Source organism: Haloarchaeobius baliensis, assembly GCF_052060055.1.
Taxonomy (GTDB): domain Archaea; phylum Halobacteriota; class Halobacteria; order Halobacteriales; family Natrialbaceae; genus Haloarchaeobius; species Haloarchaeobius baliensis.
In genome coordinates, this window is the sequence record NZ_JBPPFR010000002.1 from 34,913 (window position 1) to 59,231 (window position 24,319).

The window sequence follows — 24,319 nt, forward strand, 5'->3', positions numbered from 1 at the left end:
GGGGGTCGGTCGGAGTCGCGCCGTTCAGTAGCCGTTGCGCTGGTCGACGTCCTCGGCCGGCGGCAGCACGCCCTCGCTCGCGCCCTTGTAGTAGACGAAGCCCCAGTAGGCGCCGTTGGCGAAGTAGGTGAACGTCCAGCCCCAGGCGAGGCCGATGATGAACAGGAGCACACTGAACGAGGCGACGATACGCAGGACGATGAGCAGTACGACGTAGACGAGGCTGTACTTGACGTAGTGTTTGCTGAACGCCAGGTCGAAGGTGAGGCTGGACGAGAACGTCTTCGTGACGCTGCCGGTGACCGGATAGACGGTCAGGGCGGCCGGGAACAGGTAGAAGCCGACGAGCGCGAAGATCCAGGCGACGGCGTCGTGGAGCATCGCACCGACGACGATGGCACCCAGCCAGACGCCGCAGGCGAGCGTGAACACGAGGACGTAGCCGACGCCGTCGGTGAGCATGTCGCCGAAGTCCTCGAACGCCGGCTGGGTGCGGCCCTGTGCGGCGTAGCGCGTGAGCCGGAACAGGTAGCCGAACAGGAACACGAGCGGGAGGAACACGAGCAGTGGGCTGACCAGCACGACGGCGCCGGCCTTCAGCAGCGGCCCCCAGCCGCGCTGGGTGGGGTAGGAGAACGCGAAGTCGAACGCACCCTTCCGCTGCCAGTCGATGTGTTTCACGCCGTCGTCGCCGTCGAGTCGGTTCGTCGGCTCCTGCGGGGCCTGCCGCCGGCGTCGGTAGTCGTCGCGGCGCGCGCCGTGGTGGGGGTGCGAGCTGTCGAAGTTCCAGCCGACGCCGTCGCGGGTCGCCGTCTGCCCGTCGGGTGCCGGGTCGCCGGCGCGACGCGCACCGTCCCGCCGGTCGTCGGGGCGGCCCCCCGTACTGGAGGGGTGGTCTGTGCGCCGTCGCTCGTCCGGACCGTCGGTCGCGCGCCGTCGCTCGTCGTCCGGTCCCCGCTCGTCCCGACGGGGACCGTGGCGGGACTCGTTCGGGCCCGCCGGCTCGTCGCCGGCCCAGGTGTAGCTCGGGTACTCGGGGCCGTCCTCGGCCGTGTCGCCACCGTCGTCTGCCGACTCGCGGTCGGGGGTGCGTTCGTCGGCCGGGTCGTCCTCGTCCCGGCTCATGGAACCCTCACCTGCCGAACGCTGTAGAACGCCATCTATTTGACACGAAGGTGGGTGGGCGGAAAAAACCTTCCGGCAGGTGGCGGGCCGCGCTACCCCTCGGTTGCCGGGAGCGGTTCGACCATCCCCTCCTCGATGGCCTCGCCGTAGAGGTAGCCCCAGTAGGCGGCCGGCACCAGCGCCGCGAACGGCACGAGCAGGACCGCGAAGGTGACGAACAGGAGGACGAAGAGGCCGAACACCGACATCCCGACGAGGACCACGGCGCTGGCGAGGAAGTGGAGCGCGTACGTCCGGGTGAACGCGAACTCGGGCGTCCGGGTCGCGGCCTCCCGGAGGCTCTCGGTCGCCGCGTACGTCGTGAACAGCCCCGGCAGGAGGTAGGACCCACCGAGGGCGAGCACGCTCGCGAGCAGGACGCTCTCGTCCGCGCTCAGGTACACGAGCACCACAAGCCCGCCGACGGCACCCCACCAGAGCAGTGTGACGACGATGCCGCACCTCGCGATCCCCCAGATGTCGTCGTAGCCGGGGGGCTCCTCGGCCCGTGCCGCCCCACCGGCGAGACGGGTGATGTAGCCGGCCGCCAGCACGCCCGGCACGACGAGGAAGGAGAGGAGGCCGAGGACGCCGGTGAGCAGGGCCGCCGACCCACCTTCACCGAACGGGTACCGGAGGCTGAACGTCACCACGCCCGCGTCGAAGATACCCGGGTCCATGGCCTCGTCGGACCGTGGTTCTGGGGGGCGGTCCTCGTACTGCTGGTCGGCGAGACGGTCGACCCAGCGGTCCGAGCCACCGTTGTCCGTCCCGCGACGGCCGTGGCCGGCGCTCCCCGCGCGCGGCGGTGGCGAGTGGACGCCGTCGCCCCCTTCCCTTCCGTCGGTTTCGGGCGGGGCGACCGCCGTCTCGTCCCACATCGCCTCGGGCTCGTCGCCGTCGTCGCGGCTCACGCGACCACCTCTCGTGGACGGTGGCGCCGCTGTCGGCACATGGTACGAACGAGACGTGTCGGCAGGAAAAACGTTCCGTCGGTCTCAGTGGTCGAGGACGGCCCGGAGCACGTCGGGCGCGTCGTCGAGCGCGTCGTCGAGCGCGTCGGCGTCGGGCCCGCCACCCTGGGCGAAGTCCGGCGGGCCACCGCCGCCGCCACCGACCTTCGCGGCGAGCTGGCTCACGACAGCGCCAGCGTTCACGTCGCTGTCGTCGGGGACGGCGACGACGAACTGCGCGCCGTCGAGTCCGGAGCCCAGCACCGCGATCTTCCCCTCCTCGACGAGCGCGTTGGCCGTCGCGCGGAGTTCGTCCATGTCGGCGTCGACGCGCTGGACGACCGCGGGCGTGCCGCCGACGTCGATCTCCTCGGCGTCGGCCGAGGCCCGAACCTCGGCGAGCTGCTCCTTCAGGTCCTCGATGGTCTTGCCACGGGCCTTCCACTCCTCGAAGAAGCGCTCGGCCGTCTCGGGCACCTCCTCGGGGGTCACGTCGAGCACGGCGGCGGCCTCGTACAGCGCGTCCTCGGTCGCCTGCGTGGCGCGGATGGCTGCGTCGCCGGCGGCGAAGCTGATGCGCTCGACGCCGTCCTGCACGCGCTCGGTGGTGCGGAGCTTGATGGCCCCGATGTCGCCGGTGCGGGCGACGTGGGTGCCACCGCAGGCCTGGACGTCCTCGGCGACGTGGATGAGCCGGATGTTGGTTCCCGGCGGGATGCCGCCCTGGTAGAGGTCGAAGCCGTGCTTCTCCTCGGCCTCGTTCCGGTGGGGCCACTCCTGCTTGACCGGCGTGTTCTCCATCACCAGCTCGTTGGCGTAGCGCTCTATCTCCTTGGCCTCCTCGCGGGTGATACGCTCGTAGTGATGCACGTCGATGCGCGAGGCGTCGACGCCCTTCTGTGCGCCCGCCTGCCTGATGTGCTCGCCGAGCACCTGCCGGGCCGCGTGGATGACGACGTGCGTGGCGGTGTGGTTGCGCATCAGCTGCTTGCGGCGGTACGTGTCGATCTGGCCGCGGACGAACTCGCCCTTGCCGGGGCTCTCGTCGGTGCGGTGGAGGATGACGCCGTCCCGGCGCTGGACGTCGGTCACCTCGACGGTGACGTCGTCGGTCGAGAGGCTCCCGGTGTCGGCGGGCTGGCCACCGCCCTCCGGGTAGAACATCGTCTGGTCGAGCACGACGTCGTAGCCGTCCTCGCGCTCGAACACGTCGAGGACGACCGCCTCGAACTCCGTGCGCTGCTGGTCCTCGTAGTAGAGCCGCTCTGTCTCCGGGAGGTCGTCGAGGCGCTCGGCCTCGCTCTCGTCCTCCTCCTCGAAGGCGGCCGCGCTGTCGTGGCGCTCGGCGACGAGCGAGTAGAAGTCGTCGGGCACGTTGACCCGCGCGCCGGCCTCGTCGGCGATGGCCTCGACCATGTCGGGCTGGATGCCGTGGCTGTCGTACAGCTCGATGAGCTCGCTCGTCGGGATGGGCTCGGACTTCCGGGCGTACTCCTCGGCGAGCTGTTCGACGCGACGGCTGCCCCGGTCGAGCGTCTCGCGGTACTTCTCGACCTCGGTGCGGACGATGTCGCGGATGGTGTCGCGGTTCTCGTAGCCCAGCCGGTCGGCCTGCATGTCGACCAGCTCGTCGAGCGGCGCGTCGACGCCGACGTTGTCACAGAGCCGTTTCGTCCGTCGCAGGACCATCCGGGCGAGGTAGCCCGTCGAGACGTTCGACGGGACGATGCCGTCGCCGAACATGTAGGCGAGCGTGCGGCAGTGGTCGGCGATGGCGTAGATCTCCTCCAGCGGCTCCATCAGCGACTCCAGCCGGTCGGTCTCCACGTCGAGGCGCTCGGCGATGTCGCCCCGGGCCGTCTCCATGTCCTCGGCCTCGTCGATGTCCATCCGGCCGGCGAGCTTCGCGGCGCGGTTGACGAGTTCGGCCTCCTCCTCGGAGAGGTCGATGCCGGCGTTCTCCTTGAGGAAGGCGATCATGTCGGGGTAGACGGCCTCGTACACCGTCGGCGTCCCCTGTGACATCCAGGTCCACCGCTCCAGCCCGTAGCCGGTGTCGACGATGTACGTGTCCATGAAGGAGTAGCGGTTGCCGTCCTTCATCTCGTACTCGCCCTCGGGGTCCTGCTCCATGCACATGAAGACGAGCGTGGCCAGCTCGGCCCCGCGGTAGATGACCTCGATGGCGGGCCCGGCGTTGCCGCCGCCGACCCACGGGTCCTCGATGTAGACGATCTCGTCCAGGTTCGCGCCCATCGACTCGAACAGCTCGTCGCAGTACTGCACCGTCTCGTCCTTCCAGTACACCTCGCCGTGGTAGGCGTACTCGTCCTCCGGGACGTCGTCCTGCGTGTTGAACGCGTGGTGGGCCATCATCTCGAACGCCATCGTGTGCCGGCCGGTCTTGCCCACGTTGTCGATGTCCTGCATCCGGATGCAGGGCTGGCTGATGGTCAGCGGGTTCGCCGGCGGCGGCGTCTGCCCCGAGGTGACGAGCGGCTGGAAGTCGTAGATAGATGCCTGGGTCAGCAGCACGTCGTCCCGCCAGCGGTTCGCCGCCACCGGGTAGGGCTCGATGCGTTCGTGGTCGTGGTTCTCGAAGAACGAGAGGAATGCCTCCCGCATCTCCTCGAGCGTGTACTCCTCGTCGAAGCCGGGGTTGTCGATGAAACTGTAGTCCTCGCAGGGTGGCTCACCGCACAGCTCCCGGTCGTGGTCGCGCGTCCAGAAGTGAGCGCCACAGCTGGGGCACTCCCGGCGCACGAACCCCTCCGTCTCGAAATAGTCGAGACGGTACTCCTCCTCGAGTTCGCTCATAGTTGTCCCACAGTGGCCCTTCGGTCGGTAAAACAGTTCCGCAACCGCCCCTCCTGCAGGATTCGCCGCGCTGGGCCGGTCGCTGCGGTCTGCGGAGCGTCGGTGCCCCCACCCCCGCCGGTCCGACGTGGTTACCGACCTTCGTTAAGTGGCCGGGCGTCCCACTCTCGGCCATGTCCTCCGCGAACGACGGGGTGGCCACCTCGCGGCTCCCCGACGGCGGCGAGCTACTCCGCATCCTCGGCTTCGTCGTGCTGGTGAACGTCGTCGGCGCGACGCCGGCGGCCCTCGGCGGGCCGAACAGCGCGTGGTTCCAGGCCCTCGAGAAGCCCTCGTTCTACCCGCCGGGGTGGGCCTTCGGCGTCGCCTGGACCATCCTGTTCACCCTCATGGGCGTCGCCCTGTATCGAGTCTGGCGCGAGGGCACCGAGCACCGGGCGGTCCGCGTCGCCCTCGGCGCGTTCGCGCTCCAGATGCTGTTCAACGTGGCGTGGACGCCGACCTTCTTCACGCTCCAGCGCCCCGGCCTCGCACTCGGCATCATCGCCGTCCTCTGGGTCCTCGTCGTCGGCACCATCGCCGCCTTCGACCGGGTCGACCGTCCCGCCGCCGCGCTGCTCGTGCCGTACCTCGCGTGGGTGAGCTTCGCGACCGTGCTCAACTACGCCATCTGGTCGCTGAACTGACCGCCCGACCCCGCCCGTGCCGGCCGCAGAGTTAAAACTCACGCGGCGGTATCGGTCTGACAGTGAGTAACGTCGAGACGGAGCGCGGTCCTGTCTCCGTGCAGGTCGCGGTGCTCGCTCCCGACGAGGAGCGCGCAGCGACGGTCGCGACCGACATCGACGGCGAGTGGACGGTCGTGGCTCGCACCCTCCACGACGGGGTCGCGGACGACCCCGCCTGCCTCGTCGTCGCCGGGGACCCGACGGCGGACGACGACCTCGCGGCGGCCGCCGTCGCGGTGGACGCGCCGACGGTCCTGTTCGCCGACACCGACCCGGCGGCTGTCAGGCGGCTCGGCGGGTTCGACGGCTTCGTCCGCGACGACGGCACCGACGGTGCGGCGGCCCGGCTCGCGGACGCTGTCGCCTGGCACGTCGCCGGCGGCGCCGACTACCCGACCGCACTCGGTGAGCGCGCCGCCAAGGTGACCCGACTCCACCGCGTCGCGACGGAACTCGTCAGCTGCGAGACCGAGACCGCGGTGTACGAGGCGGCCGTCCGTGCCGCCGAGGAGATCCTCGACCTCGACCTCGTCGGCATCGACGTCGTCGAGGACGGCTACTTCGTGCCGGTCGCGGTGTCCGGCGACATGGCGGAGAAGGGCTACGCGGGCCCCGGCGAGATCGCCGTCGACGAGGGGGTCGCCGGCGAGACGTACCAGTCCGGCGAGTCCGTCGTCGTCGACGACGTGCTCGAGCTGCGCGACGACGACGTCGCCCTCGAACGGGAGGAGCCGGAGTACCGCTCGATCCTCTCGGTCCCGGTCGGTGACTTCGGCATCCTGCAGGCCGGGTCGCCCGACCCACACGCGTTCGACGACCGCGACCGGGAGCTCGCCGAACTGCTCGTGACCCACGTCGCAGAGACGGTCGACCGGCTCCGGGCCGAGGACCGCCTGCGCCGACAGCGGGACCGTCTCTCCGCGTTGTTCGAGAACGTCCCCGACCCCGTGGTCCGGTTCGCGCTCGTCGACGACGAGCTGCGTGTCCAGGAGGTCAACCCGGCGTTCGAGTCGGTGTTCGGCTGGTCGAACGCCGAGCTCGTCGGCGAGGACATCGACGAGTACATCGTCCCCGACGGCCTCGAGGACGAGGCCGCATCGCTGAACGAGAAGCTCGTCGCCGGCGAGAGCCTCCACGTCGTCTCGCGGCGCGAGACCGAGGACGAACTGCGCGACTTCCTGCTGCACGTCGTCCCGTTCGAGCGCGGCGAACGCAGTCTCCAGGGCTTCGCCATCTACACCGACATCACCGAGGAGAAGCAGCGCCAGCGCGAGCTCGAACGGCAGAACGAGCGCCTCGACGCGTTCGCGAGCATCGTCAGCCACGACCTCCGGAACCCGCTCTCCATCGCACAGGGCTACCTCACTCTCGCGGAGGAGACGGGGGACCCCGACCACTTCGACGAGATCCGACGGGCGCACGGACGGATGAACACGCTCATCGACGACCTGCTCACCCTGGCCAGACAGGGCGACGTCGTCGGCGAGACCGAGTCTGTCGACATCGGCGCCGTCGCCACGCAGGCCTGGGCCAGCGTCCGGACCGGCGACGCCACCCTCTCGATCACCACGCCCGTCACCGTCGAGGCCGACCGGGACCGACTGGTCGAGCTGCTGGAGAACCTGTTCCGCAACGCGGTGACCCACGGCACCGGCGAGGAGGACGACCCGGCCGACAGCGACGGACCCTCCGGCCGCCGTCCCGACGGCGAGCCACTCGGCGTCACGGTGGCGGGGTTCACGGACCGCAACGGCTTCTCCGTCACCGACGACGGCGTCGGCTACGGCGGCGACGACCCCGCCCGGATTCTCGAGTCGGGGTTCACCACGAGCGAGGTCGGCACCGGCTTCGGGCTGACCATCGTCCGCGAGATCGCCGAAGCGCACGGCTGGTCGGTCGACGTCGTCGACGACGACGGGCTGCGCTTCGAGTTCGTCGTCGAGGAGAACGGAACGTGATAGGGGCAGCGAGGACGGTCAGTTCGCGGTGCCGGCGTGCCCACCGAGCAGCCCGTGGAACAGCTGGGCGTCGCCGCCGCGTTCGATGAGCTCGTCGAGGAGGCTGTCGGCGCGGTCGGCCTGCGCCTCGACGCGCTCCTGGAGGTCGCGGTACTCCTCCGACTCCCGGAGCTCGTGTCGCGGTTTCCTGGCCTCCAGGACGGCCTTCTTCGAGACCTTCGCGTAGTACTCGCGGAGCTCCGCGTCGTACTCGCTCCGGCACTTGAGCCGGTCGAGACAGCGGTTCAGCGTCTCGCGGTCGACCGGCTTGACGAGGTAGTCATCGAAGCCCATCTCGATGATGTCGAAGTCGGGTTCGACGGCCGTGACGATGACCACCTGACAGTCGTGGCCGTCCTCGCGCACCCGTTCGAGCACCTCGTCGCCCGAGCGGCCCGGCAACCGCCTGTCGAGGACGATGATCTCCGTCTCCTCCGTCACCGCCTCGACGGCCTCGTCGCCGTCGGCGACGGACGTGACGGCCCACTCTGCACCCAGCCAGGACGAGTAGAGGCTCGCCAGTTCCGTGTTGTCCTCGACGACGAGGACGTCGGTTCGTCGTTCTCTCATGCTACCCCGTAGTTCGTGTACGGAGCATGCTGTTGGCCGACATAAATGTCTCGGCCAGAAATACGTCCTGTCGGTTGATATTTACCGCCCCAGGCCTCGAATTATCGGTTCCCGGTCGCTCCAACGAACTACTCCAGCGCGAGCGAGGCGAGCAGCGCCTCCAGTTGCACCCGCTCGTTCGCGCCGGTCGTGATGCGGTAGTCCGCCTCGCCGAGCCGGTCGAGCAGCCGGACCGCGGCCTGCTCCTCCAGCTCGAACTCCCACGCCGACCGGTGGATCTGGTCGATGATGTCGCCGCCGGCCAGCCCGCGCTCGGTGATGAGCTCGTCGAGCTTCGCTCGCGCCGCCACGAAGTCGCCGGAGAGCGCGTCGCTCACCATCGCCTCGACCTCCTCCGGGCGGGCGGTCGACGTGATGGCGTACACCGTCTCCTCGTCGACGGCGTCGCCCATCACCGACGCCGCCTGCAGCGCGTTGATGGCCTTCCGCATGTCGCCGTCGGCCGCGTAGACGAGGGCGTCGACGCCGTCCTCCGTGTACTCGATGCCCTCCTCGCCGGCGATGAACCGCACCTGCTCGGCGACCGCCTCGTCCGACAGCGGCGAGAAGCGGAACACCGCACACCGGGACTGGATGGGGTCGATGATCTGGCTGGAGTAGTTGCACGAGAGGATGAACCGCGTGTTGTTCGAGAACTGCTCCATCGTCCGGCGCAGCGCGGACTGGGCGTCCGAGGTCAGCGCGTCGGCCTCGTCGAGGAAGATGATGCGGTAGTCGTAGCCGCCGAACGACGAGCGTGCGAAGTTCTTGATGCGGTCCCGGACCACGTCGATGCCGCGCTGGTCCGAGGCGTTCAGTTCGAGGAAGTTCTCCCGCCAGTCGTCGCCGTAGATTTCTTTCGCAATGCTGACAGATGTCGCCGTCTTCCCGACGCCGGCCGGCCCTGCAAACATGAGGTGCGGGATGTCATCTTGCTCGACGTAGCTCCGGATGCGCCCGATGATGTCCTCGTGGCCCACCACCTCGTCGAGCCCGTCGGGGCGGTACTTCTCGATCCAGACCTGCTTGCGACCCCCTGATTCGCCGCCGGTCGCGTCGGCCTCGCTCATACACGGTTCGAAGAGTCGTCCGGGCATAAAGCCCCCGAGACGGGGACGGCCGCCGCACCGATTCCCAGAAACATAAAATCTCGTATACTTATAAATCCTATTTCGGCGTATGTTCATCTATGAGCACTTCTAGCCCTCGCAGAAGACTCCTCGTACTGCTTATGACTACCCTCCTCGTCCTCGGTTCGATGCCCGGGCTCGTCGCGGCGGAGACAGCCATCGCGGACTCCTACGTCGTCGAGGAGGGCGAGACGGTCGACGGTCTGGAGGTCGTCGGTGCAACCGTCGTCGTCAGGGGGACGGTCGACGGAGACCTGAGCGGCGTCGCCGCCGACGTCACCGTCGCCGAGACCGGCGTCGTCACGGGCGACGTGAACGTGGCCGCCGCGAACGTCGACATCGCGGGCCGCGTCGACGGCGACGTGTCCGCCGCCGGCGCCGCCATCGTGCTCGCCGAGACCGCCGTCGTCGGCGGCGAGTTCACCGTCGGCGCGGCCGACGTGACCATCGCCGGGAACGTCGCCGGGAACGTCGTGGTCGGTGCGGACACCATCCGCGTCGCCGAGACGGCCGTCGGCGGCGGCGACCTGCGCTACGACGGCGACATCAGCGGCGTCGAGGACGCCGCCGTCGCCGGCAGCGTCGTCCGCGACGACTCCATCGGCGGCGTGAACGTCGGCGTCGGCGTGGCCCCGTGGGTCGTCGACGGCGCGCTCGTCGTCTACGGCTTCATCGCCAACTTCGCGCTCGGCGCGGCGCTCCTGCTCGTCCTGCCCGGCTTCTCCCGGGCGGTCGCGGACCGGGCCATCTCCGACCCGCTCCGCAGCGGCGGGGTCGGCCTGCTGGCCATCCTCGCCCTGCCCGTCGTGCTCGTGCTGCTCGCACTCACGCTCGTCGGCATCCCGTTCGCCGTGGCCGGCGCGGTCCTCTTCGGGCTGTTCGCGTGGGTCGCGCTCGTCTACGGCCGGTTCGCCCTCGGCTCGTGGCTCGTCGCCCGCACCGGCGGCGACAACCGCTGGGTCGCGCTGACCGTCGGCCTGCTGCTCGGCGCGCTGTTCGGCCTGCTGCCCATCGTCGGCGGCGTCATCGACGGCGTCGTCTCGCTGGTCGGACTCGGGGCGCTCCTGCTGGTGCTGTACGCCCGGTACGGCCGCGGCTCCCGCGAGGAGCCCGCGCCCGGGGCCGGCGACGACGTGGAGACCGGCGGCGTGCCGCCCGCAGCCTGATCTGCCCACCGTTTTGCGCTCCGACCGGCTACCGTCACACGACGACACCCTTACGCAGACAGACCGACTAGCCCCGCGTATGCAGGTCACGGTCGACGTGAAAGGCGAGACCACCCACGAGGTCGACCTCCCGGAGCCGACGTACGCCGACGTGCTCAGGGCGGTCGACCTGAGCCCCCACGAGGTGAGCGTGCTCGTCGACGGTCGCCCCGTGCCCGAGGACCAGCCGGTCGAGTCGAGCGAGGTAACCGTCCTGCGGCTCATCAAGGGCGGATGACCGAGCTGGCACCCGACTTCGAGCTGGCGAACGTCGGTCCCGGGCCGGACCCGTGCTCGCTGCGGGCCCTCGCCGCGGGCCACGAGTTCGTCGTGCTGCTGTTCCAGCGCGACTTCTACTGCACGAACTGCCGGAAGCAGATCCAGGCCGTGACGGAGCGGTACGACGAGTTCACCGAGCGCGACGCCATCGTCGCCTCCATACTCCCGGAGGAACGCGAACGCGCCGCGGAGTGGCAGGCGAGCTACGACCTCCCCTATCCACTCCTCGCGGACCCGGAGGCCATCGCCAGCGACGCCTACGACCAGCCCGTGAAGTTCGGCATCCTCGGCCGGTTCAGCGACTTCCTCGGCCGGATGCCCGAGGCGGTCGTCGTCGACGCACGCGTCGACGAGCCGACCGTGGCGTGGTCCTACGCCGGCGAGTCGACGTTCGACCGACCCTCTATCGACGACATTCTGGCGGAGCTCGACCGACTGCGGGAGGCTGAACCGACCCCGACAGACGATGCCTGACGGGCCACCCGGCGACGTCCACGTTCGGGCGGCCCGACCCGAGGAGCACGACGCCGTCGCGGCGGTGCTCGACGCCGCGATGCTCCGGACCGACGAGCTCGGGCCGGCGCTCGACCGCGGCGACGTGCTGGTCGCCTGCGCCGACGGGCGGCTCCTCGGTGCGCTGGTGCTCGTGCAGGAGGATGATGCAGGAGGAGAGTGCCGCCACGTCGATGCCGTCGCGGTCCGACCGAACCGACGCGGGCAGGGCATCGGGACGGCGCTGGTCGAGTCGGCGCTGGACCGCTGTGGGCCCGACGAGCGCCTGACCGCCGCGTTCGACGCCGACGTGCGACCGTTCTACGAGTCGCTCGGGTTCGATATCGAGGAACGGGACGGACGACTGTTCGGTGGTCGGTGACGGAGCCTACTCGAAGAGCTCGTCGGTGCTGCGCTCCTCGACGGGCGGGCGCTCCGCGTCGTCCCAGTCGGTCTCGCTGGAGCGGTCGTCGCTGCGCCGGCGGCGGGCGCCAGGTCGACCGCCGCCGCTCTTCGCCGCCGCCAGCTGTTCGGTGTTGTCGGCGATGCGCTCGACGGCGGTGACGAGCCGGTAGAAGAGCGACACCACGAGCAGGAACAGGACGATGAGGATGCCGAGCAGGAGCGACCGGGTGAGGAGCGACCACACGAGTGCGACGGCACCGAGGGAGAGCAGGACGGCATTCAGGGTGTTCTTGTCCATGTCGGACGGTTCCGCCTCGCGTCGTAAAATCCTGTCGAGAGGGTTAGATTTCTCGGCGGGTCAGACGTGCGCCTCGACGAGTTCCTTCCCGTCGGCGAGGATGGCCGCCACGCGCTCCGGGCTGCCGGCCTCGGCGTAGACCCGCATCTTCGGTTCGGTGCCGCTCGGGCGGACGAGCAGCCAGGAGCCGTCGTCGCACAGCAGCTTGAAGCCGTCCTTCGTCACCACGTCGGCGACGGCGACCCCGGCGACCTCCTCGGGGATGTCCTCGCCGAGGTCGTCCACGACACGTTCCTTCTCGGAGTCGGGGCAGTCGACGCTGAGCTTGTCCTGGTGGATCTCGCCGAACTCGTCGAGGAGTGCGTCGACGCGCTCGTCGTACGACCGTTCGGACTCGACGGCGGCGGCGAGCAGCGCCATCAGCACGCCGTCCTTCTCGCGGATGTGCCCCCGGACCGCGAAGCCGCCGGACTCCTCGCCGACCATCAGCGCGTCGTGCTCGCCCATCGCCTGCGCGACCCACTTGAAGCCGACCGGCGTCTCGACGACCGCCTCGCCGTGGGCCTCCGCGATGCGGTCGAGGAGGAACGTCGTCGAGACGGTGCGGACGACCGGCCCGGAGTCGGATTCGAGCAGGTAGTCGTACGTCGCCGCGAAGAACAGGTTCTCGTCGAGGAACCCGCGCTCGGGCGTGACGACGGCGATGCGGTCGGCGTCGCCGTCGTTGGCGATACCGAGGTCGGCGTCCCGCTCGCGGACCGCCTCGACGAGGCCCTGCAGGTTCTCCTCGCTTGGCTCCGGCGACGACCCGCCGAACTCGGGGTCGCGCTCGCAACGGATGCGGTCGACGGTCGCGCCCTCGGACTCGAGCAGCGCGTCGGTCGTGTCGCGTCCGGAACCGTGCATCGCGTCGTACACCACGTGCAGGCCGTCGAGGTCCGCGCCCACCAGTTCGCGGGCGTGCTCGGCGTGCGGCGTCACCTCGTCGACCTCGTAGATGGTGCCGTGCTGGTCCGCCGGCAGCGGCTCCGGCTCCGCCAGCCGCGCCGCGATGGCGTCCGTCGCCTCGGGCAGCGCCGGCGAGCCGTCGCCCATGATGAACTTCACGCCGTTGTACTCCGGCGGGTTGTGGCTCGCCGTGATCATCATCGCGCCGGCGAGGTCCCGCTCGCGGGCCTGCCACGCCGTCAGCGGCGTCGGGCGGTCACGGCCCTCCGGCATCACCACGTCGAAGCCGTTCGCACAGAGCACGCGCGCCAGCTCCTGGGCGAACCCGGGCGAGGACTCCCGGGCGTCGTAGCCGACGGCGACGGTCCCGCCCTCGTGGCCCTCGTCGCGCAGGTAGGTGGCGACCCCCTGCCCGACCATCCGGACCCGGGGAGCGGTGAACTCGTCGAGTGTCGCACGCCAGCCGTCGGTGCCGAACGAAATCGCGTCCATACGCCCTCATCCACGGCCGCCGCGATAAAACCCCGCCGACCGTACTGAGGTCCGGGGGTTCGACGGGGCGACGTCGGTCGTGTTCCCTCCTGTCCTCACCGCCATCGCGAGACCAGGATCGCGACCACGGGAACCACCAGCAGCCCACCGACGACGAAGGGCGTCCAGTGCGCCGCAAAGGCGTACAGGCCGGCCATCGCAGGCGGGCCGACGGTCCGCCCGAGGCTCCCGGCCCCCTGCGTCACGCCGAAGGCACTGCCCTGCCGGTCGGCGCTCGCCGACGTCGACACGAGCGCGCCCAGAGCAGCGTTCAACAGCCCGTTCCCGAACGACAGGAGCGGCAGCAGCAGCACGAGCGCGAACGCCGATGGGGGCAGCGACGCGACCGCGGGCAGCAGTCGGCCGAGCGCCGGGGCGAGCGGGATCGCAGCCAGGGCGACCGTCAGCGCGGTCGCGCCGACGACGGCCATCCGAGAGTCGCCGATGCGCCGGGACACCCGCCCCACCAGCCCGCCCTGGACGACGACGCCGAGGACGCCGATGTAGGTCAGGAAGAGCGCGGCCTCGGGCTCGCCGTAGCCGAAGCTGTCCGCGAGCCACGGGATGAACGCGACCTGCACGCCGGAGAAGGCGAGCGAGACGAGGAAGAACGCGACGACGAGCCCGCGGAGGTTCGTGTCCGCGAGGGCGGCGCGGAACCCGCCGAGGAGCGTCTCGCGCTCGCCGGCGGGGCGACGGCGCTCGGGTTCGGGAAGGAACGCGAGCGCGACGACGATGGCGAGGACGGACATGCCGGCGGCGGCGAAGCTCGGCAGGGAGAAGCGCGTGGCGGGGACGAACGCGGGGAAGACGTCGCGGGCAGCGGTGACGGCGGCGTCGCTGGCGAGCACGCCGCCGATGGCGGGGCCGAAGATGAACCCGAGCGCGAACGACGCGCCGAGGATGCCGAGGGCGCCGGCGCGGTCCGCCGGTGGTGTGATGTCCGCGATGTAGGCCTGCGCGGTGGCGATGTTGCCGCCCATCGCGCCGGCGAGCATCCGGGCGACGAACAGCACCCAGAGCGCGCCGGCGAGCCCGAAGACGGTCCAGGCGAGGACGCTCCCGACCAGCGAGAGCACGAGGACGGGGCGGCGGCCTCGCGCGTCCGAGAGCCGGCCGAGGAGGGGCGCGAACAGGAACTGCATGACCGAGTACGAGGCGGCGAGCAGGCCGATGTAGAAGTCGCTGACTGCGAAGCTCCGGACGTAGAACGGCAGGATGGGGATGACGATGCCGAAGCCGACCAGGTCGAGGAACACGACGAGGACGACCGCGAACATCGCGCGGCGTCGCGGGACCGACCCCGGCGTCGGCTGGGCGTGGGTGGCCGTCATCGCGGGTCACCCGGCGTCGGGGGCTGGTGGCAGAACCGCCGCACGTGCGGGGTCACTCGTACCGGAGCGCCTCGATGGGGTCGGTTCTGGCGCCGCGCCAGGCCGGGTAGAGACCGGCGAACACGCCGACGAGGATGCCCACCGCGATGGCGATGCCGAACCACTCGACCGGGTACGTCAGCGGGATGTCGATGTACTGGGCGCCGGCCCAGCCCGCCGCGAGGCCGAGCAGGGTCCCCAGGACCGAGCCGATGATGCCGACGATGACCGCCTCCGTGACGAACAGCGTCAGGATGTCGCGTTTCTGCGCGCCGACGGCCTTCATGATGCCGATCTCGCGGGTCCGCTCGGTGACGGAGACGAGCATGATGTTGGCGATGCCGATGCTGCCGACGACGAGCGAGAGCGCGGCGATGCCGACGACGAACGCCTGCAGCTGGTCGAGGATGGACTGGAGCTGGCCCAGCAGCTCGGTGCTGGTCTGGAGCTGGTAGGTGAGCTCGTCGCCGGCCTGTGCCTCGGCGTCGGACTCAGTCTCGAGGTACGTGCGGGTCGACTCCTTGGCGCGGTCGACCGCGTCGAGGCTGTTCGCCTCCACGACGATGGCGGCGAACCGGGGCGTCTCCTGTGCGCCGGAGACGAACTCGGTGTAGTACGGGTCGAGCGGGAGGTACACCCGCGGGCCGGGGCCGAAGCCCTCGAACGGCGACCGGGACTCGGAGTCCTCGGTGATGCCGACGACGGTCGCGTTCACCTGCCGGCCGCCGAAGGTGGTCACGGTGATGGTGTCGCCGACGGTGACGTTCTCCTCGAAGGCGTTGGCCATCGCGGGGTTGAGGACGGCCTCGCGCTCGCCCATGCGGAACTGGCGGCCCTCGGCGATCTCGTCCGCGTCGACGTACGGTGGCCCGGTCGCGACCACCGCGTCCTGTCTGGGGATGCGTTCACCCCGGAAGTCGACGCTCTGGGAGGGAATCGGCGTGTAGCCGTAGGCTGTCCGCACACCGGGCTGCTCGGAGAGGTTCTCGACGTCGGCCTGCGTGAACACCGGCTGTGCGCCGGCGAGCGGGCCCTGGTTCGAGGACTCCTCGGGGGCGGCCCAGCCGTAGATGTTCTGGCGGTCGTCCGGGCTGATGTCGCCGATGATGCCGGCCTGCAGGCTCGCGCCGAGCGTGACGAACGTGATGACGGCGGCGACGCCGATGACCACACCGAGCGTCGTCAGCGTCGACCGGAGCTTGTGGCTGCGGATGGCCCGCCAGGACATCCGGAGGTTCGTGAGCGGTTTCACGACTCCACCTCGGCGTCGGCGGTGTCAGAATCCCGCCCGACCGCGTCCAGCTCCTCGATGCGCTCGATGTGACCGTCGAGCAGGTGGACGACCCGCTCGGCGTGCTCGGCGATGGGGCGCTCGTGGGTGACCATGACGACCGTGTTGCCCTCCGCGTGGAGCTCCTCGAACAGCGCCATGATGTTCTCGCCCGTCTCGGTGTCGAGGTTGCCCGTGGGCTCGTCGGCGAGGATGAGCGCCGGGTCGTTCACGAGCGCCCGGGCGATGGCGACGCGCTGACGCTGGCCGCCGGAGAGCTCGTTCGGGACGTGGTCGAGGCGGTCAGCGAGCCCGACGCGCTCCAAGAGCTCGGCCGCCCGTTCGCGACGTTCGGCCACCGGAACGCCGCGGAACACGAGCGGCAGCGCGACGTTCTCGACGGCGGTGAGCCGCGGCATGAGGTTGAACGTCTGGAAGACGAAGCCGACCTCCTCGCCGCGGATGCGGGTGCGCTCGCGGTCCGACATCGCGGTGACCTCCTGCCCGTCGAGGTACACCGTCCCCTCCGTCGGTGTGTCGAGACAGCCGATGACGTTCATCAACGTCGACTTGCCGGAGCCGCTCGGCCCCATGACGGCGACGTAGGAGCCACGGGGGATCTCCAGGTCGACGCCGTCCAGCGCGTGGACCGGCTCGCCGACCATGTACGTCTTCCTGACCGCAGACAGCGAGACGGCCGCACTCTCCCCTGTAGAACTCATACACATCTGAAGGGTCGTCGTGGATAAAAAGATGCGTCCCAACGAGTGCGACCGCGTAGCACCGGGAAGCGGGCCGCTCAGGAGGGGACAGGTCGACACCGTGTGGCTCGGGAGAGCTATCAACGTACCCCCACGTTTCCGGTGGAGACCGTGCACGGGAACGCATTAGGATCAGCCCGACCCACGTGTACGCATGAAGAACACCGACGGCAGTTCCGAGGCGAAGCGACGGGCGGGCGAGCACGCCGCGGACCTCGTCGAGGACGGCGAGGTCGTGGGGCTCGGCACGGGCTCGACGACGGCCCACGCCATCCGCGCGCTGGGGCACGCAGTCGACGCCGGCCTGGACGTGCGGGGTATCCCGACCTCGTTCCAGTCCCGGCAGCTCGCGCTCGACGCGGACATCCCGCTGACGAGCCTCGACGCGGTCGACGGCGTCGACGTCGCCATCGACGGCGCCGACCAGGTAGCAGAACGGCCGGGTGGTGGCTTCACCCTCGTCAAGGGCGGCGGGGCGGCCCACGCCCGCGAGAAGGTCGTCGACGCGGCGGCGGACCGGTTCGTCGTCGTCGCCGACCCCTCGAAGCTGGTGGACCCGCTCGACTACCCGGTGCCGGTGGAGCTGCTGCCCGACGCTCGGCCGACCGTCGCCGACGCGGTCCGTGCGCTCGGCGGCGAGCCGTCGCTCCGGTCGGCGAGACGCAAGGACGGCCCAGTCGTCACCGAGAACGGGAACCTCGTGTTCGACTGCGACTTCGGCCCCATCGACGACCCGGCGACGCTCGCGACCGAGCTGTCGTCGCTCCCGGGCGTCCTCGAGCAGGGCCTGTTCGTCGGCCTCGCAGACGAGGTCCACGTCGGCCACGAGGACGGCGTCGACGTGCTGGGTCGCTGACGGGGGTGTCCCCGACGCAGGACTGCGGATCGAGCGCCGTCGCTGTCGCTCGGGACGGTGGCTTCACACCCGGGCGACACGGCCGTCGCTACCGGGTGCAGAAACGATTAGAAGTGAGGGAGACGCGCTTACAGGTCGCGCGGCTGGACCGTCTTCCGGTCGTTAGCCTCCGCGCGTCGGGCGGCGTCCTCGAGGAGCTCCTCGACTTCCTCGTCGAGTGCGTCGTAGAAGTCCGATGCGACGTTCTTGTCCTGAAGCGCTTCCTTGACGGCTGCCTTGACGATGAGGTCTGCCATACGAGCGGTGATTCCCGCGCACCCTTTATAATACTTGCCAAATAGTCCGGCCATAGGCCCTGAGACGGGCATGTAGCCGTGACATCCACCGGAACGGACACATCGGTTCCCGAACCGGACCGGCATCGAAACCACCGGACACCGATACGAGGTCGCCGCTTGCTTGCGATTTGGTGGTCAGTTCCGGACGCCGTCCAGCCCGCCTCGGTGTCGCACGAACCACACCCGGGGTTTCCATCTGGCGCAAGTTTTATTCTGTTCACCACAATCACCGATGGCGAGTACAAATCAGAGCTTGCTATTCAGCAATTTCGTTTGTCTTTGTACGAATTTGGGTGAGAATCTGGAACAGGTATTTGGTGGTCCGAATCCAATCGGGGAGTACCGGACGCCCGTCCGACGGAACCCCACCATGCCATCGTGTGACAACTGCGGTTCCCACGTCTCGGAACAGTTCGCCCGCGTGTTCGCCGACGAACACGGAGAGATACTCGCGTGCGTCAACTGTTCGGCGAACGCGGGAATCGCCGAAGAGGCGAAGCGACGCGCACAGAAGCCCTGAAAGGACGCGGTCGCCCGGCACGCGAAGCCTTTCAGTACCACGACATCGAACCGACCAGCCGTGAGTGACCACCACGTGTACGTCCTCCGGTGTGCCGACGAGACGCTCTACACCGGCTACACCACCGACGTGGAACGCCGCATCGCCGAACACGACGCCGGCGAGGGCGCGAAGTACACCCGGGGCCGCACGCCGGTCGAGCTGGTCCACGTCGAGTCCTACGACGACCGGGGCACCGCGATGTCCCGCGAGTACGAGATCAAACAGCTCTCGCGACGCCAGAAGGAACGGCTCGTCGCCGACGGCTGACTACTGGAACCGCCGGGCCGCGGCGACGACGTCCTCGCCGAGCGACGCCAGTCGGTCCGCGATGTCCGCGTCGGTGACCGCCCGTCCGTCCGGCTCGTCCGGGTCCGGCGCGAACTTCGAGGATGCACCGCGGATGCCGACCTGTCCGGGGATGACGTGGCCGTGGACCCCACGGACCGTACTCCGCAGGTGTTCCAACGTGCTGCCGTAGGAGCCCCCGCCCGCCGTCGCGACCAGCGCGACCGGCGTGTCCTCGTAGTCGTCGAAGCCGCAGTAGTCGTGGAAGTTCTTGAGCACGCCCGAGTACGAGCCGTGGTACACCGGCGTCCCGAGCACGACCGCGTCGGCCGCCCGCACCAGCTCTGTGTAGCGCTCGACGCCCTGGTCGTCCTCGTCGGGGTCGAACATCGGTACGTCGGCGGCCCGGAGGTCCAGCATCTCGGTGTCGGCTCCCTCGTCCTCGGCCGCCCGCAGGACGTGCGCCAGCGCGCTGTGCGTGTAGCTCGTGTCGCGGAGACTGCCCGAGACCCCGAGCACCGTCGGCGAACTCGTCATTGCCCGCACTCGGGAGTGGACGTACAAAAGCGCGTCAGTTGTCGACGACGGTTCTCACTCGGACGCTGCCTCTCCGCGATCGGTTCTGGGCGCGAACACCGCGACGGCCAGCAGGAGCCAGCCGGACGCCATCCCCTGCGTGAGCAGGGTGACGCCACCGGTCGCGAGTGCCACGCGGAGCTGTGTACTGAGTGTCATCACCTCCGCCGCTGTCGTCGTTTTGCGACGCAGTGCGGCGTGCGTCGTCGTCGCGGGGACCTGTGCCCGTTGACGCCGTTAGTAATCACGGACGGCAGCACAAAAGAGGTGAGCGTAGCGCGGTGGAAGTGAAAGTGGTCGGGGTCGCTCACGGACGGTCTCGTCCCCACGAACCGGGCGATATCGAAACTTCCACCCGCCAGACGGCGCCGGAGTGGCCGGCGTCGGCGAGGAGCGCTCGGATACGGCGGCCCGAGTGCCGGGACGTGTACGCCAGCCCGGTCCAGTTGCCGCCGCGCCAGCTCTCGGCGTCGGGCTCGCCGCTCGCGGGAGCCTCGCCCACGACGACGACGTCGGCGTCTGTCGGGCCGTTGCCCCACGCGATGCGCTCTCGGTAGTCGACGAGTTCGGGGCAGCGCTCGCAGCCGGGCTCGACGACGAGTCGGTCGTCCGGGTCGGGGAACGCGGTCACTCCAGCAGCGGCATGACGATACCGAAGCCGAACACCGAGCAGAACGCGACGACGATGCCGAGGCCGACGGAGTCGGTGAGCAGGGTCTCCTCCCAGGCGGGCAGGGTGCCCCAGACGGCGTGGCCGACGAACTCGCCGCCGGCGCCGGCGACGAACAGACCGAGACCGAGCAGGAAGCCGATCTTCGTCAGACGAGCGTAGTCCATCGAGTTGCGCTTGTGCATGGAGCCGAGTCGTCGATGATTCCTCAAAGCTCTTTCGCGGCCCCGAAAGATAGATGAGTACCAGACGGCTTCCCACAGCCATGTCGTGGACACTGCTGGAACTGCTGCCGGAACTGCTTCCCATCGCGGGCTACTCGGTCGTCGCGAGCCTGCTGACGGTGCTCGGAATCGGGGCGGAACTCGAGAGCTGGCACACCTTCCTCGCGGAGGGGCTCTCCGTGATGACGCTCTGGTACGCGTTCATGGGTGCGGCCATCCTCTACGCGGCGATATACCTCGTCGGCTACGAGCAGCTCCTGCCGCGCGTGCGCCGCGTCGTCGTCGAGTGACCGGTCGGCAGCCGTCGACCCCCGACCCTGACAACGAAAGGGAACCACGGGACGGCGGCCACCAGACTAATGTCAACGTACCGCAAAGCGTCGCGTATGCGGGAAGGGGGCCAGGAGAGCATCTTCTCCACCGACCAGGGGGAACAGACACACGAGTATCCGGAGAGCATCTTCCGGGAGCCCGAACGCGAGATGGTCGTCATCGACGGTGGCCGGGCGTACCGGCTCACCGACGACGGCTGAGAACTGTCGGGGTCGCCGCCCGGTAGCGCGACGCCGTCTGCAGGACCGATTGTCCTTTAATGTCGGAGCGACACACCTCCGACATGGAACGATTCGGGGAGGTGTCGGACCAGTACGACCCTGACGCGGTCGAGGACCGGATGTTCTCGTACTGGGACGACGTCGACGCCTACGAGCAGACGAAGGAGCACCGGGCCGACGGTGAGCGGTTCTTCTTCGTGGACGGCCCGCCGTACACCTCCGGTGCGGCGCACATGGGGACGACGTGGAACAAGTCCCTGAAGGACGCCTTCATCCGCTTCTACCGGATGCAGGGCTACGACGTGACCGACCGGCCGGGCTACGACATGCACGGCCTGCCCATCGAGACACGCGTCGAGGAACAGCTGGGCTTCGAGAACAAGAAGGACATCGAGGAGTTCGGCGAGGACGCCTTCATCGAGGCCTGCAAGGAGTTCGCGAACGAGCAGCTGGAGGGCCTCCAGTCCGACTTCCAGTCCTTCGGTGTCTGGATGGACTGGGAGAACCCGTACCGGACGGTCAGCCCCGAGTACATGGAGGCCGCCTGGTGGGGCTTCGACCAGGCCCACGACCGCGGCCTCGTCGAGCAGGGCCAGCGCTCCATCAACCAGTGTCCACGCTGCGAGACCGCCATCGCGAACAACGAGGTCGAACGGCACGACGTCCACAAGCCCGCCATCTACGTGACGTTCCCCCTCGTCGGCGAGGAGGGCTCGCTGGTCATCTGGACCACCACGCCGTGGACCATCCCCGCGAACACGTTCGTCGCCGTCGAGGACGGTGCCGAGTACGCGAAAGTCCGCGCCGAGCGCGACGGCGAGAGCGAGGTGCTGTACGTCTCCGCGAGCCAGGTCGAGACCGTCCTGAAGGCCGGGCGCTACGACGACTACGAGGTCCTCGAAGAGCTGGACAGCGACGACCTCGTCGGCAAGCGCTACGAGCACCCGCTCGCCGAGGAGGTCCCCGAGCATCCGCAGGGCGAGGGCGCGAGTCAGGTGTACACCGCCGAGTACGCCGACGCCGGCGACAAGTCCGGGATGGTGCACTCCGCGCCCGGCCACGGTGAGGAGGACTTCGAGCGCGGCAGCGAGCTCGGCCTGGAGATCTTCTGCCCCGTCGGGAGCGACGGCCGCTACACCGACCAGGGCGGCGCCTACGCCGGCCAGTTCGTCCGCGACGCCAACGAGAACGTCATCGCCGACCTCGACGAGAAGGGCTTCCTGCTCGCACACGACGAGAACTACCTCGTCGAGGGCGAGGGGAAGTGCTGGCGCTGCGATACGGACATCGTCCGGCTCGTCACCGACCAGTGGTTCATCACCGTGAGCGACATCAAGGACGAGCTGCTCGCCAACATCGAGGACAGCGAGTGGCACCCGCCCGACGCACGGGACAACCGGTTCCGCGACTTCGTCGAGGGCTCGCCGGACTGGAACGTCTCCCGGCAGCGCTACTGGGGCATCCCCATCCCCATCTGGACCTGCGACGACGAGGACTGCGACCACCTGAACGTCGTCGGCACGCGCGAGGAGCTCGCCGACCGCGTCCACCAGGACGTCGACCCGAGCGAGGTCGACCTGCACAAGCCGACCGTCGACGACCTCACGATGGACTGCGGCGGCTGCGGTGCCGAGGCCACCCGCGTCCCCGACGTGTTCGACGTGTGGCTCGACTCCTCCGTCGCCTCGTGGGGCACCCTCGACTACCCCAGCGAGACCGAGGACTTCGAGGAGCTGTGGCCGGCCGACCTCATCATGGAGGCTCACGACCAGACCCGCGGCTGGTTCTGGTCCCAGCTCGGCATGGGCAGCGCGGCCCTCGGCGAGATCCCCTACGAGGAGGTGCTGATGCACGGCTGGGCGCTCATGCCCGACGGCCGCACGATGTCCAAGTCCAAGGGCATCCTCGTCGACCCGAAGGAGGTCATCGACGAGTACGGCGTCGACCCGATGCGGCTGTTCCTCCTCTCGCGCAACCCGCAGGAGGAGGACATGCGCTTCTCGTGGGACGAGATGGAGAACATGACCCGGGACCTGAACATCCTCTGGAACGTGTTCCGGTTCCCGCTCCCGTACATGCGCATGGACGGGTTCGACCCCGACGACGTCGACCCCGTCGACGCCGAGACCGACCTCGTCGACGAGTGGGTGCTCGCGCGCCTCCAGTCCGTGAAGGCGGAGATGAGCGAGCAGTGGCTCGACGAGCGCCGTCCCGACCGCGCGCTGGACGCGCTGCTCTCGTTCGTCGTCGAGGACGTCTCCCGGTTCTACATCCAGGTCGTCCGCGAGCGGATGTGGGACGAGGAGGACAGCGCGTCGAAGACGGCGGCCTACGCCACCTTCTACGCCGTCCTCTCGGACGTCGTGAAGCTGCTCGCACCGTACGCGCCGTTCATCAGCGACCGCATCTACAACGCGCTGACCGGCGACGACGGCTTCGACACCGTCCACATGTGCGACTGGCCCGAGCCCGACGAGTTCTGGGCGGACGAGCAGCTGGAGACCGACGTGGAGCTGCTCCGCGCGGTCGAGGAGGCCGGCTCGAACGCCCGCCAGCAGGCCGACCGGAAGCTCCGCTGGCCCGTCCAGCGCGTCGTGGTCGTCCCCGACGACGAGCGCGCCCACGCGGCCGTCGAGCGTCACCGCGCATTGCTCGCGGACCGGCTGAACTCGCGCGAGATCGAACTCGTCGCACCCGAGACGGACTGGGGCGAGCTCGCCTACGCCGCCCGCGCCGACATGGGTGAGCTCGGCCCGGCGTTCGGCGACCGCGCGCCCGAGGTCATGAACGCGCTCAACGAGGCCCGCATCGACGCGCCGGACCTCGACGCACTGCGCGAGGCCGTCGGCGAACCCGACCTCGAGGCGTCGATGGTCGAGTTCGTCAGCGAGACGCCCGAGGGCGTCACCGGCAGCCGGTTCGACGTGTCGGGCGACGAGCGCGGCGTCGTCTACGTCGACGCCACCCTCACCGAGGAGATCGAGAGCGAGGGCTACGCCCGCGAGGTCGTCCGCCGCGTCCAGGAGATGCGCAAGGACCTCGAACTCGACATCGACGCCGAGATCCGCCTCGAAGTCGACGTGGCGGACGAGCGCGTCGCCGACCTCGTGCGCCGCCACGAGGCCCTCATCGCCGAGGAGACTCGCGCCGAGTTCGGTACCGTCGACGACGGCCACCGCAAGGAGTGGGCGGTCGAGGGCGTCACGATGACCCTCGCCGTCGAACCCGTCGCCGAGGCGACCGCGGACGACTGACACCCGGGCACAAGACACATCTTTTCGCCGACCGTCAGTT

26 protein-coding genes and 1 pseudogene are annotated in these 24,319 nt (G+C 69.5%); 12 read left to right on the plus strand and 15 right to left on the minus strand.

What is annotated here, in order from left to right; all coding sequences use genetic code 11:
• Positions 1-24: 24 nt before the first annotated feature.
• The 3 genes from ACSG06_RS11055 to alaS form a co-directional block, all read right to left on the minus strand.
• Positions 25-1,125 (minus strand): DUF4013 domain-containing protein, encoded by a 1,101-nt coding sequence (locus tag ACSG06_RS11055; protein WP_440990344.1) that lies wholly within the window; start codon positions 1,123-1,125, stop codon positions 25-27.
• A 92-nt stretch (positions 1,126-1,217) separates the two neighbouring features.
• A complete protein-coding gene (locus ACSG06_RS11060; RefSeq protein ID WP_440990345.1) occupies positions 1,218-2,078 on the minus strand; it encodes a hypothetical protein in 861 nt (286 codons plus the stop codon).
• An 84-nt stretch (positions 2,079-2,162) separates the two neighbouring features.
• Positions 2,163-4,934 carry an alanine--tRNA ligase gene (gene alaS, locus ACSG06_RS11065; RefSeq protein ID WP_440990346.1) on the minus strand — a complete coding sequence of 924 codons (2,772 nt, stop codon included), beginning with the start codon at positions 4,932-4,934 and terminating at the stop codon, positions 2,163-2,165.
• Positions 4,935-5,107: 173 nt separating this feature from the next.
• Between alaS and ACSG06_RS11070 the strand changes: the two genes are divergently transcribed.
• Entirely contained in the window at positions 5,108-5,620 is a 513-nt protein-coding gene (locus ACSG06_RS11070; protein WP_440990347.1) for a TspO/MBR family protein, read from the plus strand.
• 62 nt (positions 5,621-5,682) lie between these two features.
• The gene (locus ACSG06_RS11075) at positions 5,683-7,620 is read left to right on the plus strand and encodes a GAF domain-containing protein (RefSeq protein WP_440990348.1); all 1,938 of its coding nucleotides are present in this window, start codon (positions 5,683-5,685) and stop codon (positions 7,618-7,620) included.
• An 18-nt stretch (positions 7,621-7,638) separates the two neighbouring features.
• Here the strand turns inward: ACSG06_RS11075 and ACSG06_RS11080 are convergent, their stop codons facing one another.
• Both ACSG06_RS11080 and ACSG06_RS11085 read right to left on the minus strand, forming a co-directional pair.
• Positions 7,639-8,229: a HalX domain-containing protein gene (locus tag ACSG06_RS11080; protein WP_440990349.1), complete on the minus strand. Its 591-nt coding sequence runs from the start codon at positions 8,227-8,229 to the stop codon at positions 7,639-7,641.
• 128 nt (positions 8,230-8,357) lie between these two features.
• Positions 8,358-9,338, minus strand: coding sequence for a replication factor C small subunit (locus ACSG06_RS11085; protein WP_440990350.1), 981 nt, complete (start codon positions 9,336-9,338; stop codon positions 8,358-8,360).
• Positions 9,339-9,526: 188 nt separating this feature from the next.
• Between ACSG06_RS11085 and ACSG06_RS11090 the strand changes: the two genes are divergently transcribed.
• From ACSG06_RS11090 to ACSG06_RS11105, 4 genes are all read left to right on the plus strand, one after another.
• Entirely contained in the window at positions 9,527-10,564 is a 1,038-nt protein-coding gene (locus tag ACSG06_RS11090; protein WP_440990351.1) for a bactofilin family protein, read from the plus strand.
• 79 nt (positions 10,565-10,643) lie between these two features.
• Positions 10,644-10,841, plus strand: coding sequence for a ubiquitin-like small modifier protein SAMP2 (samp2, locus tag ACSG06_RS11095; RefSeq protein WP_257299323.1), 198 nt, complete (start codon positions 10,644-10,646; stop codon positions 10,839-10,841).
• Positions 10,838-11,356, plus strand: a complete 519-nt coding sequence (locus tag ACSG06_RS11100; protein ID WP_440990352.1) for a peroxiredoxin family protein — start codon at positions 10,838-10,840, stop codon at positions 11,354-11,356. The genes samp2 and ACSG06_RS11100 overlap by 4 nt, the downstream gene beginning before the upstream one ends.
• The gene (locus tag ACSG06_RS11105) at positions 11,349-11,756 is read left to right on the plus strand and encodes a GNAT family N-acetyltransferase (protein WP_440990353.1); all 408 of its coding nucleotides are present in this window, start codon (positions 11,349-11,351) and stop codon (positions 11,754-11,756) included. Before ACSG06_RS11100 ends, ACSG06_RS11105 begins: the two co-directional genes overlap by 8 nt.
• A 6-nt stretch (positions 11,757-11,762) precedes the next feature.
• Here ACSG06_RS11105 and ACSG06_RS11110 read toward each other — a convergent pair whose 3' ends face one another.
• The 5 genes from ACSG06_RS11110 to ACSG06_RS11130 all read right to left on the minus strand — a co-directional run bounded on the left by ACSG06_RS11110 (position 11,763) and on the right by ACSG06_RS11130 (position 16,921).
• Positions 11,763-12,077: a DUF8066 domain-containing protein gene (locus ACSG06_RS11110; protein ID WP_440990354.1), complete on the minus strand. Its 315-nt coding sequence runs from the start codon at positions 12,075-12,077 to the stop codon at positions 11,763-11,765.
• 60 nt (positions 12,078-12,137) lie between these two features.
• Positions 12,138-13,517, minus strand: a complete 1,380-nt coding sequence (locus ACSG06_RS11115) for a phosphoglucomutase/phosphomannomutase family protein (RefSeq protein WP_440990355.1) — start codon at positions 13,515-13,517, stop codon at positions 12,138-12,140.
• 95 nt (positions 13,518-13,612) lie between these two features.
• A complete protein-coding gene (locus ACSG06_RS11120) occupies positions 13,613-14,890 on the minus strand; it encodes an MFS transporter (RefSeq protein WP_440990356.1) in 1,278 nt (425 codons plus the stop codon).
• 52 nt (positions 14,891-14,942) lie between these two features.
• Complete coding sequence (locus ACSG06_RS11125) at positions 14,943-16,181, minus strand: ABC transporter permease (protein ID WP_440990357.1); 1,239 nt, start codon at positions 16,179-16,181, stop codon at positions 14,943-14,945.
• The gene (locus tag ACSG06_RS11130; protein WP_440990358.1) at positions 16,178-16,921 is read right to left on the minus strand and encodes an ABC transporter ATP-binding protein; all 744 of its coding nucleotides are present in this window, start codon (positions 16,919-16,921) and stop codon (positions 16,178-16,180) included. The genes ACSG06_RS11125 and ACSG06_RS11130 overlap by 4 nt, the downstream gene beginning before the upstream one ends.
• A 193-nt stretch (positions 16,922-17,114) precedes the next feature.
• Here ACSG06_RS11130 and rpiA point away from each other — a divergent pair, with 193 nt between their 5' ends.
• Complete coding sequence (gene rpiA / locus ACSG06_RS11135; protein WP_440990359.1) at positions 17,115-17,816, plus strand: ribose-5-phosphate isomerase RpiA; 702 nt, start codon at positions 17,115-17,117, stop codon at positions 17,814-17,816.
• Between the two features lie 128 nt (positions 17,817-17,944).
• On the opposite strand, the gene ACSG06_RS11140 is transcribed toward rpiA, so the two are convergent.
• Positions 17,945-18,112: a DUF1931 family protein gene (locus tag ACSG06_RS11140; RefSeq protein WP_089731142.1), complete on the minus strand. Its 168-nt coding sequence runs from the start codon at positions 18,110-18,112 to the stop codon at positions 17,945-17,947.
• A 412-nt stretch (positions 18,113-18,524) separates the two neighbouring features.
• On the opposite strand from ACSG06_RS11140, the gene ACSG06_RS11145 reads away from it, so the two are divergent.
• On the plus strand, positions 18,525-18,674 hold the full coding sequence (locus ACSG06_RS11145; protein WP_440990360.1) for a DUF7563 family protein: 150 nt from the start codon (positions 18,525-18,527) through the stop codon (positions 18,672-18,674).
• A gap of 60 nt (positions 18,675-18,734) precedes the next feature.
• The gene (locus ACSG06_RS11150; RefSeq protein ID WP_440990361.1) at positions 18,735-18,983 is read left to right on the plus strand and encodes a GIY-YIG nuclease family protein; all 249 of its coding nucleotides are present in this window, start codon (positions 18,735-18,737) and stop codon (positions 18,981-18,983) included.
• Here the strand turns inward: ACSG06_RS11150 and ACSG06_RS11155 are convergent, their stop codons facing one another.
• From ACSG06_RS11155 to ACSG06_RS11170, 4 genes and pseudogenes are all read right to left on the minus strand, one after another.
• Complete coding sequence (locus ACSG06_RS11155) at positions 18,984-19,538, minus strand: NADPH-dependent FMN reductase (RefSeq protein ID WP_440990362.1); 555 nt, start codon at positions 19,536-19,538, stop codon at positions 18,984-18,986.
• A gap of 54 nt (positions 19,539-19,592) precedes the next feature.
• Positions 19,593-19,736: a hypothetical protein gene (locus ACSG06_RS11160; RefSeq protein ID WP_440990363.1), complete on the minus strand. Its 144-nt coding sequence runs from the start codon at positions 19,734-19,736 to the stop codon at positions 19,593-19,595.
• A gap of 199 nt (positions 19,737-19,935) precedes the next feature.
• A pseudogene (locus ACSG06_RS11165) lies at positions 19,936-20,208 on the minus strand (uracil-DNA glycosylase); the annotation flags it as partial.
• Entirely contained in the window at positions 20,205-20,432 is a 228-nt protein-coding gene (locus ACSG06_RS11170; protein WP_440990364.1) for a DUF7860 family protein, read from the minus strand. The gene ACSG06_RS11170 and the pseudogene ACSG06_RS11165, both read right to left, overlap by 4 nt.
• Positions 20,433-20,512: 80 nt before the next feature.
• Here ACSG06_RS11170 and ACSG06_RS11175 point away from each other — a divergent pair, with 80 nt between their 5' ends.
• The 3 genes from ACSG06_RS11175 to ileS all read left to right on the plus strand — a co-directional run bounded on the left by ACSG06_RS11175 (position 20,513) and on the right by ileS (position 24,279).
• Positions 20,513-20,761, plus strand: a complete 249-nt coding sequence (locus ACSG06_RS11175) for a DUF8151 family protein (protein ID WP_440990365.1) — start codon at positions 20,513-20,515, stop codon at positions 20,759-20,761.
• 96 nt (positions 20,762-20,857) lie between these two features.
• Positions 20,858-21,004 (plus strand): hypothetical protein, encoded by a 147-nt coding sequence (locus ACSG06_RS11180; RefSeq protein WP_440990366.1) that lies wholly within the window; start codon positions 20,858-20,860, stop codon positions 21,002-21,004.
• Between the two features lie 83 nt (positions 21,005-21,087).
• Positions 21,088-24,279, plus strand: a complete 3,192-nt coding sequence (gene ileS / locus ACSG06_RS11185) for an isoleucine--tRNA ligase (protein ID WP_440990367.1) — start codon at positions 21,088-21,090, stop codon at positions 24,277-24,279.
• Positions 24,280-24,319 lie beyond the last annotated feature (40 nt).

Bases quoted from the DNA above. Each gene is read 5' to 3' on its own strand.
- ACSG06_RS11085 (WP_440990350.1), bottom strand. From the start codon at position 9,338: ATGAGCGAGGCCGACGCGACCGGCGGCGAATCAGGGGGTCGCAAGCAG.
- ACSG06_RS11120 (WP_440990356.1), bottom strand. From the start codon at position 14,890: ATGACGGCCACCCACGCCCAGCCGACGCCGGGGTCGGTCCCGCGACGC.
- ACSG06_RS11130 (WP_440990358.1), bottom strand. From the start codon at position 16,921: ATGAGTTCTACAGGGGAGAGTGCGGCCGTCTCGCTGTCTGCGGTCAGG.
- samp2 (WP_257299323.1), top strand. From the start codon at position 10,644: ATGCAGGTCACGGTCGACGTGAAAGGCGAGACCACCCACGAGGTCGAC.
- ACSG06_RS11070 (WP_440990347.1), top strand. From the start codon at position 5,108: ATGTCCTCCGCGAACGACGGGGTGGCCACCTCGCGGCTCCCCGACGGC.
- ACSG06_RS11160 (WP_440990363.1), bottom strand. From the start codon at position 19,736: ATGACACTCAGTACACAGCTCCGCGTGGCACTCGCGACCGGTGGCGTC.
- ACSG06_RS11115 (WP_440990355.1), bottom strand. From the start codon at position 13,517: ATGGACGCGATTTCGTTCGGCACCGACGGCTGGCGTGCGACACTCGAC.
- ACSG06_RS11140 (WP_089731142.1), bottom strand. From the start codon at position 18,112: ATGGCAGACCTCATCGTCAAGGCAGCCGTCAAGGAAGCGCTTCAGGAC.
- ACSG06_RS11145 (WP_440990360.1), top strand. From the start codon at position 18,525: ATGCCATCGTGTGACAACTGCGGTTCCCACGTCTCGGAACAGTTCGCC.
- ileS (WP_440990367.1), top strand. From the start codon at position 21,088: ATGGAACGATTCGGGGAGGTGTCGGACCAGTACGACCCTGACGCGGTC.
- ACSG06_RS11180 (WP_440990366.1), top strand. From the start codon at position 20,858: ATGCGGGAAGGGGGCCAGGAGAGCATCTTCTCCACCGACCAGGGGGAA.
- ACSG06_RS11175 (WP_440990365.1), top strand. From the start codon at position 20,513: ATGTCGTGGACACTGCTGGAACTGCTGCCGGAACTGCTTCCCATCGCG.
- rpiA (WP_440990359.1), top strand. From the start codon at position 17,115: ATGAAGAACACCGACGGCAGTTCCGAGGCGAAGCGACGGGCGGGCGAG.
- ACSG06_RS11100 (WP_440990352.1), top strand. From the start codon at position 10,838: ATGACCGAGCTGGCACCCGACTTCGAGCTGGCGAACGTCGGTCCCGGG.
- ACSG06_RS11110 (WP_440990354.1), bottom strand. From the start codon at position 12,077: ATGGACAAGAACACCCTGAATGCCGTCCTGCTCTCCCTCGGTGCCGTC.
- ACSG06_RS11090 (WP_440990351.1), top strand. From the start codon at position 9,527: ATGCCCGGGCTCGTCGCGGCGGAGACAGCCATCGCGGACTCCTACGTC.
- alaS (WP_440990346.1), bottom strand. From the start codon at position 4,934: ATGAGCGAACTCGAGGAGGAGTACCGTCTCGACTATTTCGAGACGGAG.
- ACSG06_RS11105 (WP_440990353.1), top strand. From the start codon at position 11,349: ATGCCTGACGGGCCACCCGGCGACGTCCACGTTCGGGCGGCCCGACCC.
- ACSG06_RS11080 (WP_440990349.1), bottom strand. From the start codon at position 8,229: ATGAGAGAACGACGAACCGACGTCCTCGTCGTCGAGGACAACACGGAA.
- ACSG06_RS11170 (WP_440990364.1), bottom strand. From the start codon at position 20,432: ATGCACAAGCGCAACTCGATGGACTACGCTCGTCTGACGAAGATCGGC.
- ACSG06_RS11155 (WP_440990362.1), bottom strand. From the start codon at position 19,538: ATGACGAGTTCGCCGACGGTGCTCGGGGTCTCGGGCAGTCTCCGCGAC.
- ACSG06_RS11055 (WP_440990344.1), bottom strand. From the start codon at position 1,125: ATGAGCCGGGACGAGGACGACCCGGCCGACGAACGCACCCCCGACCGC.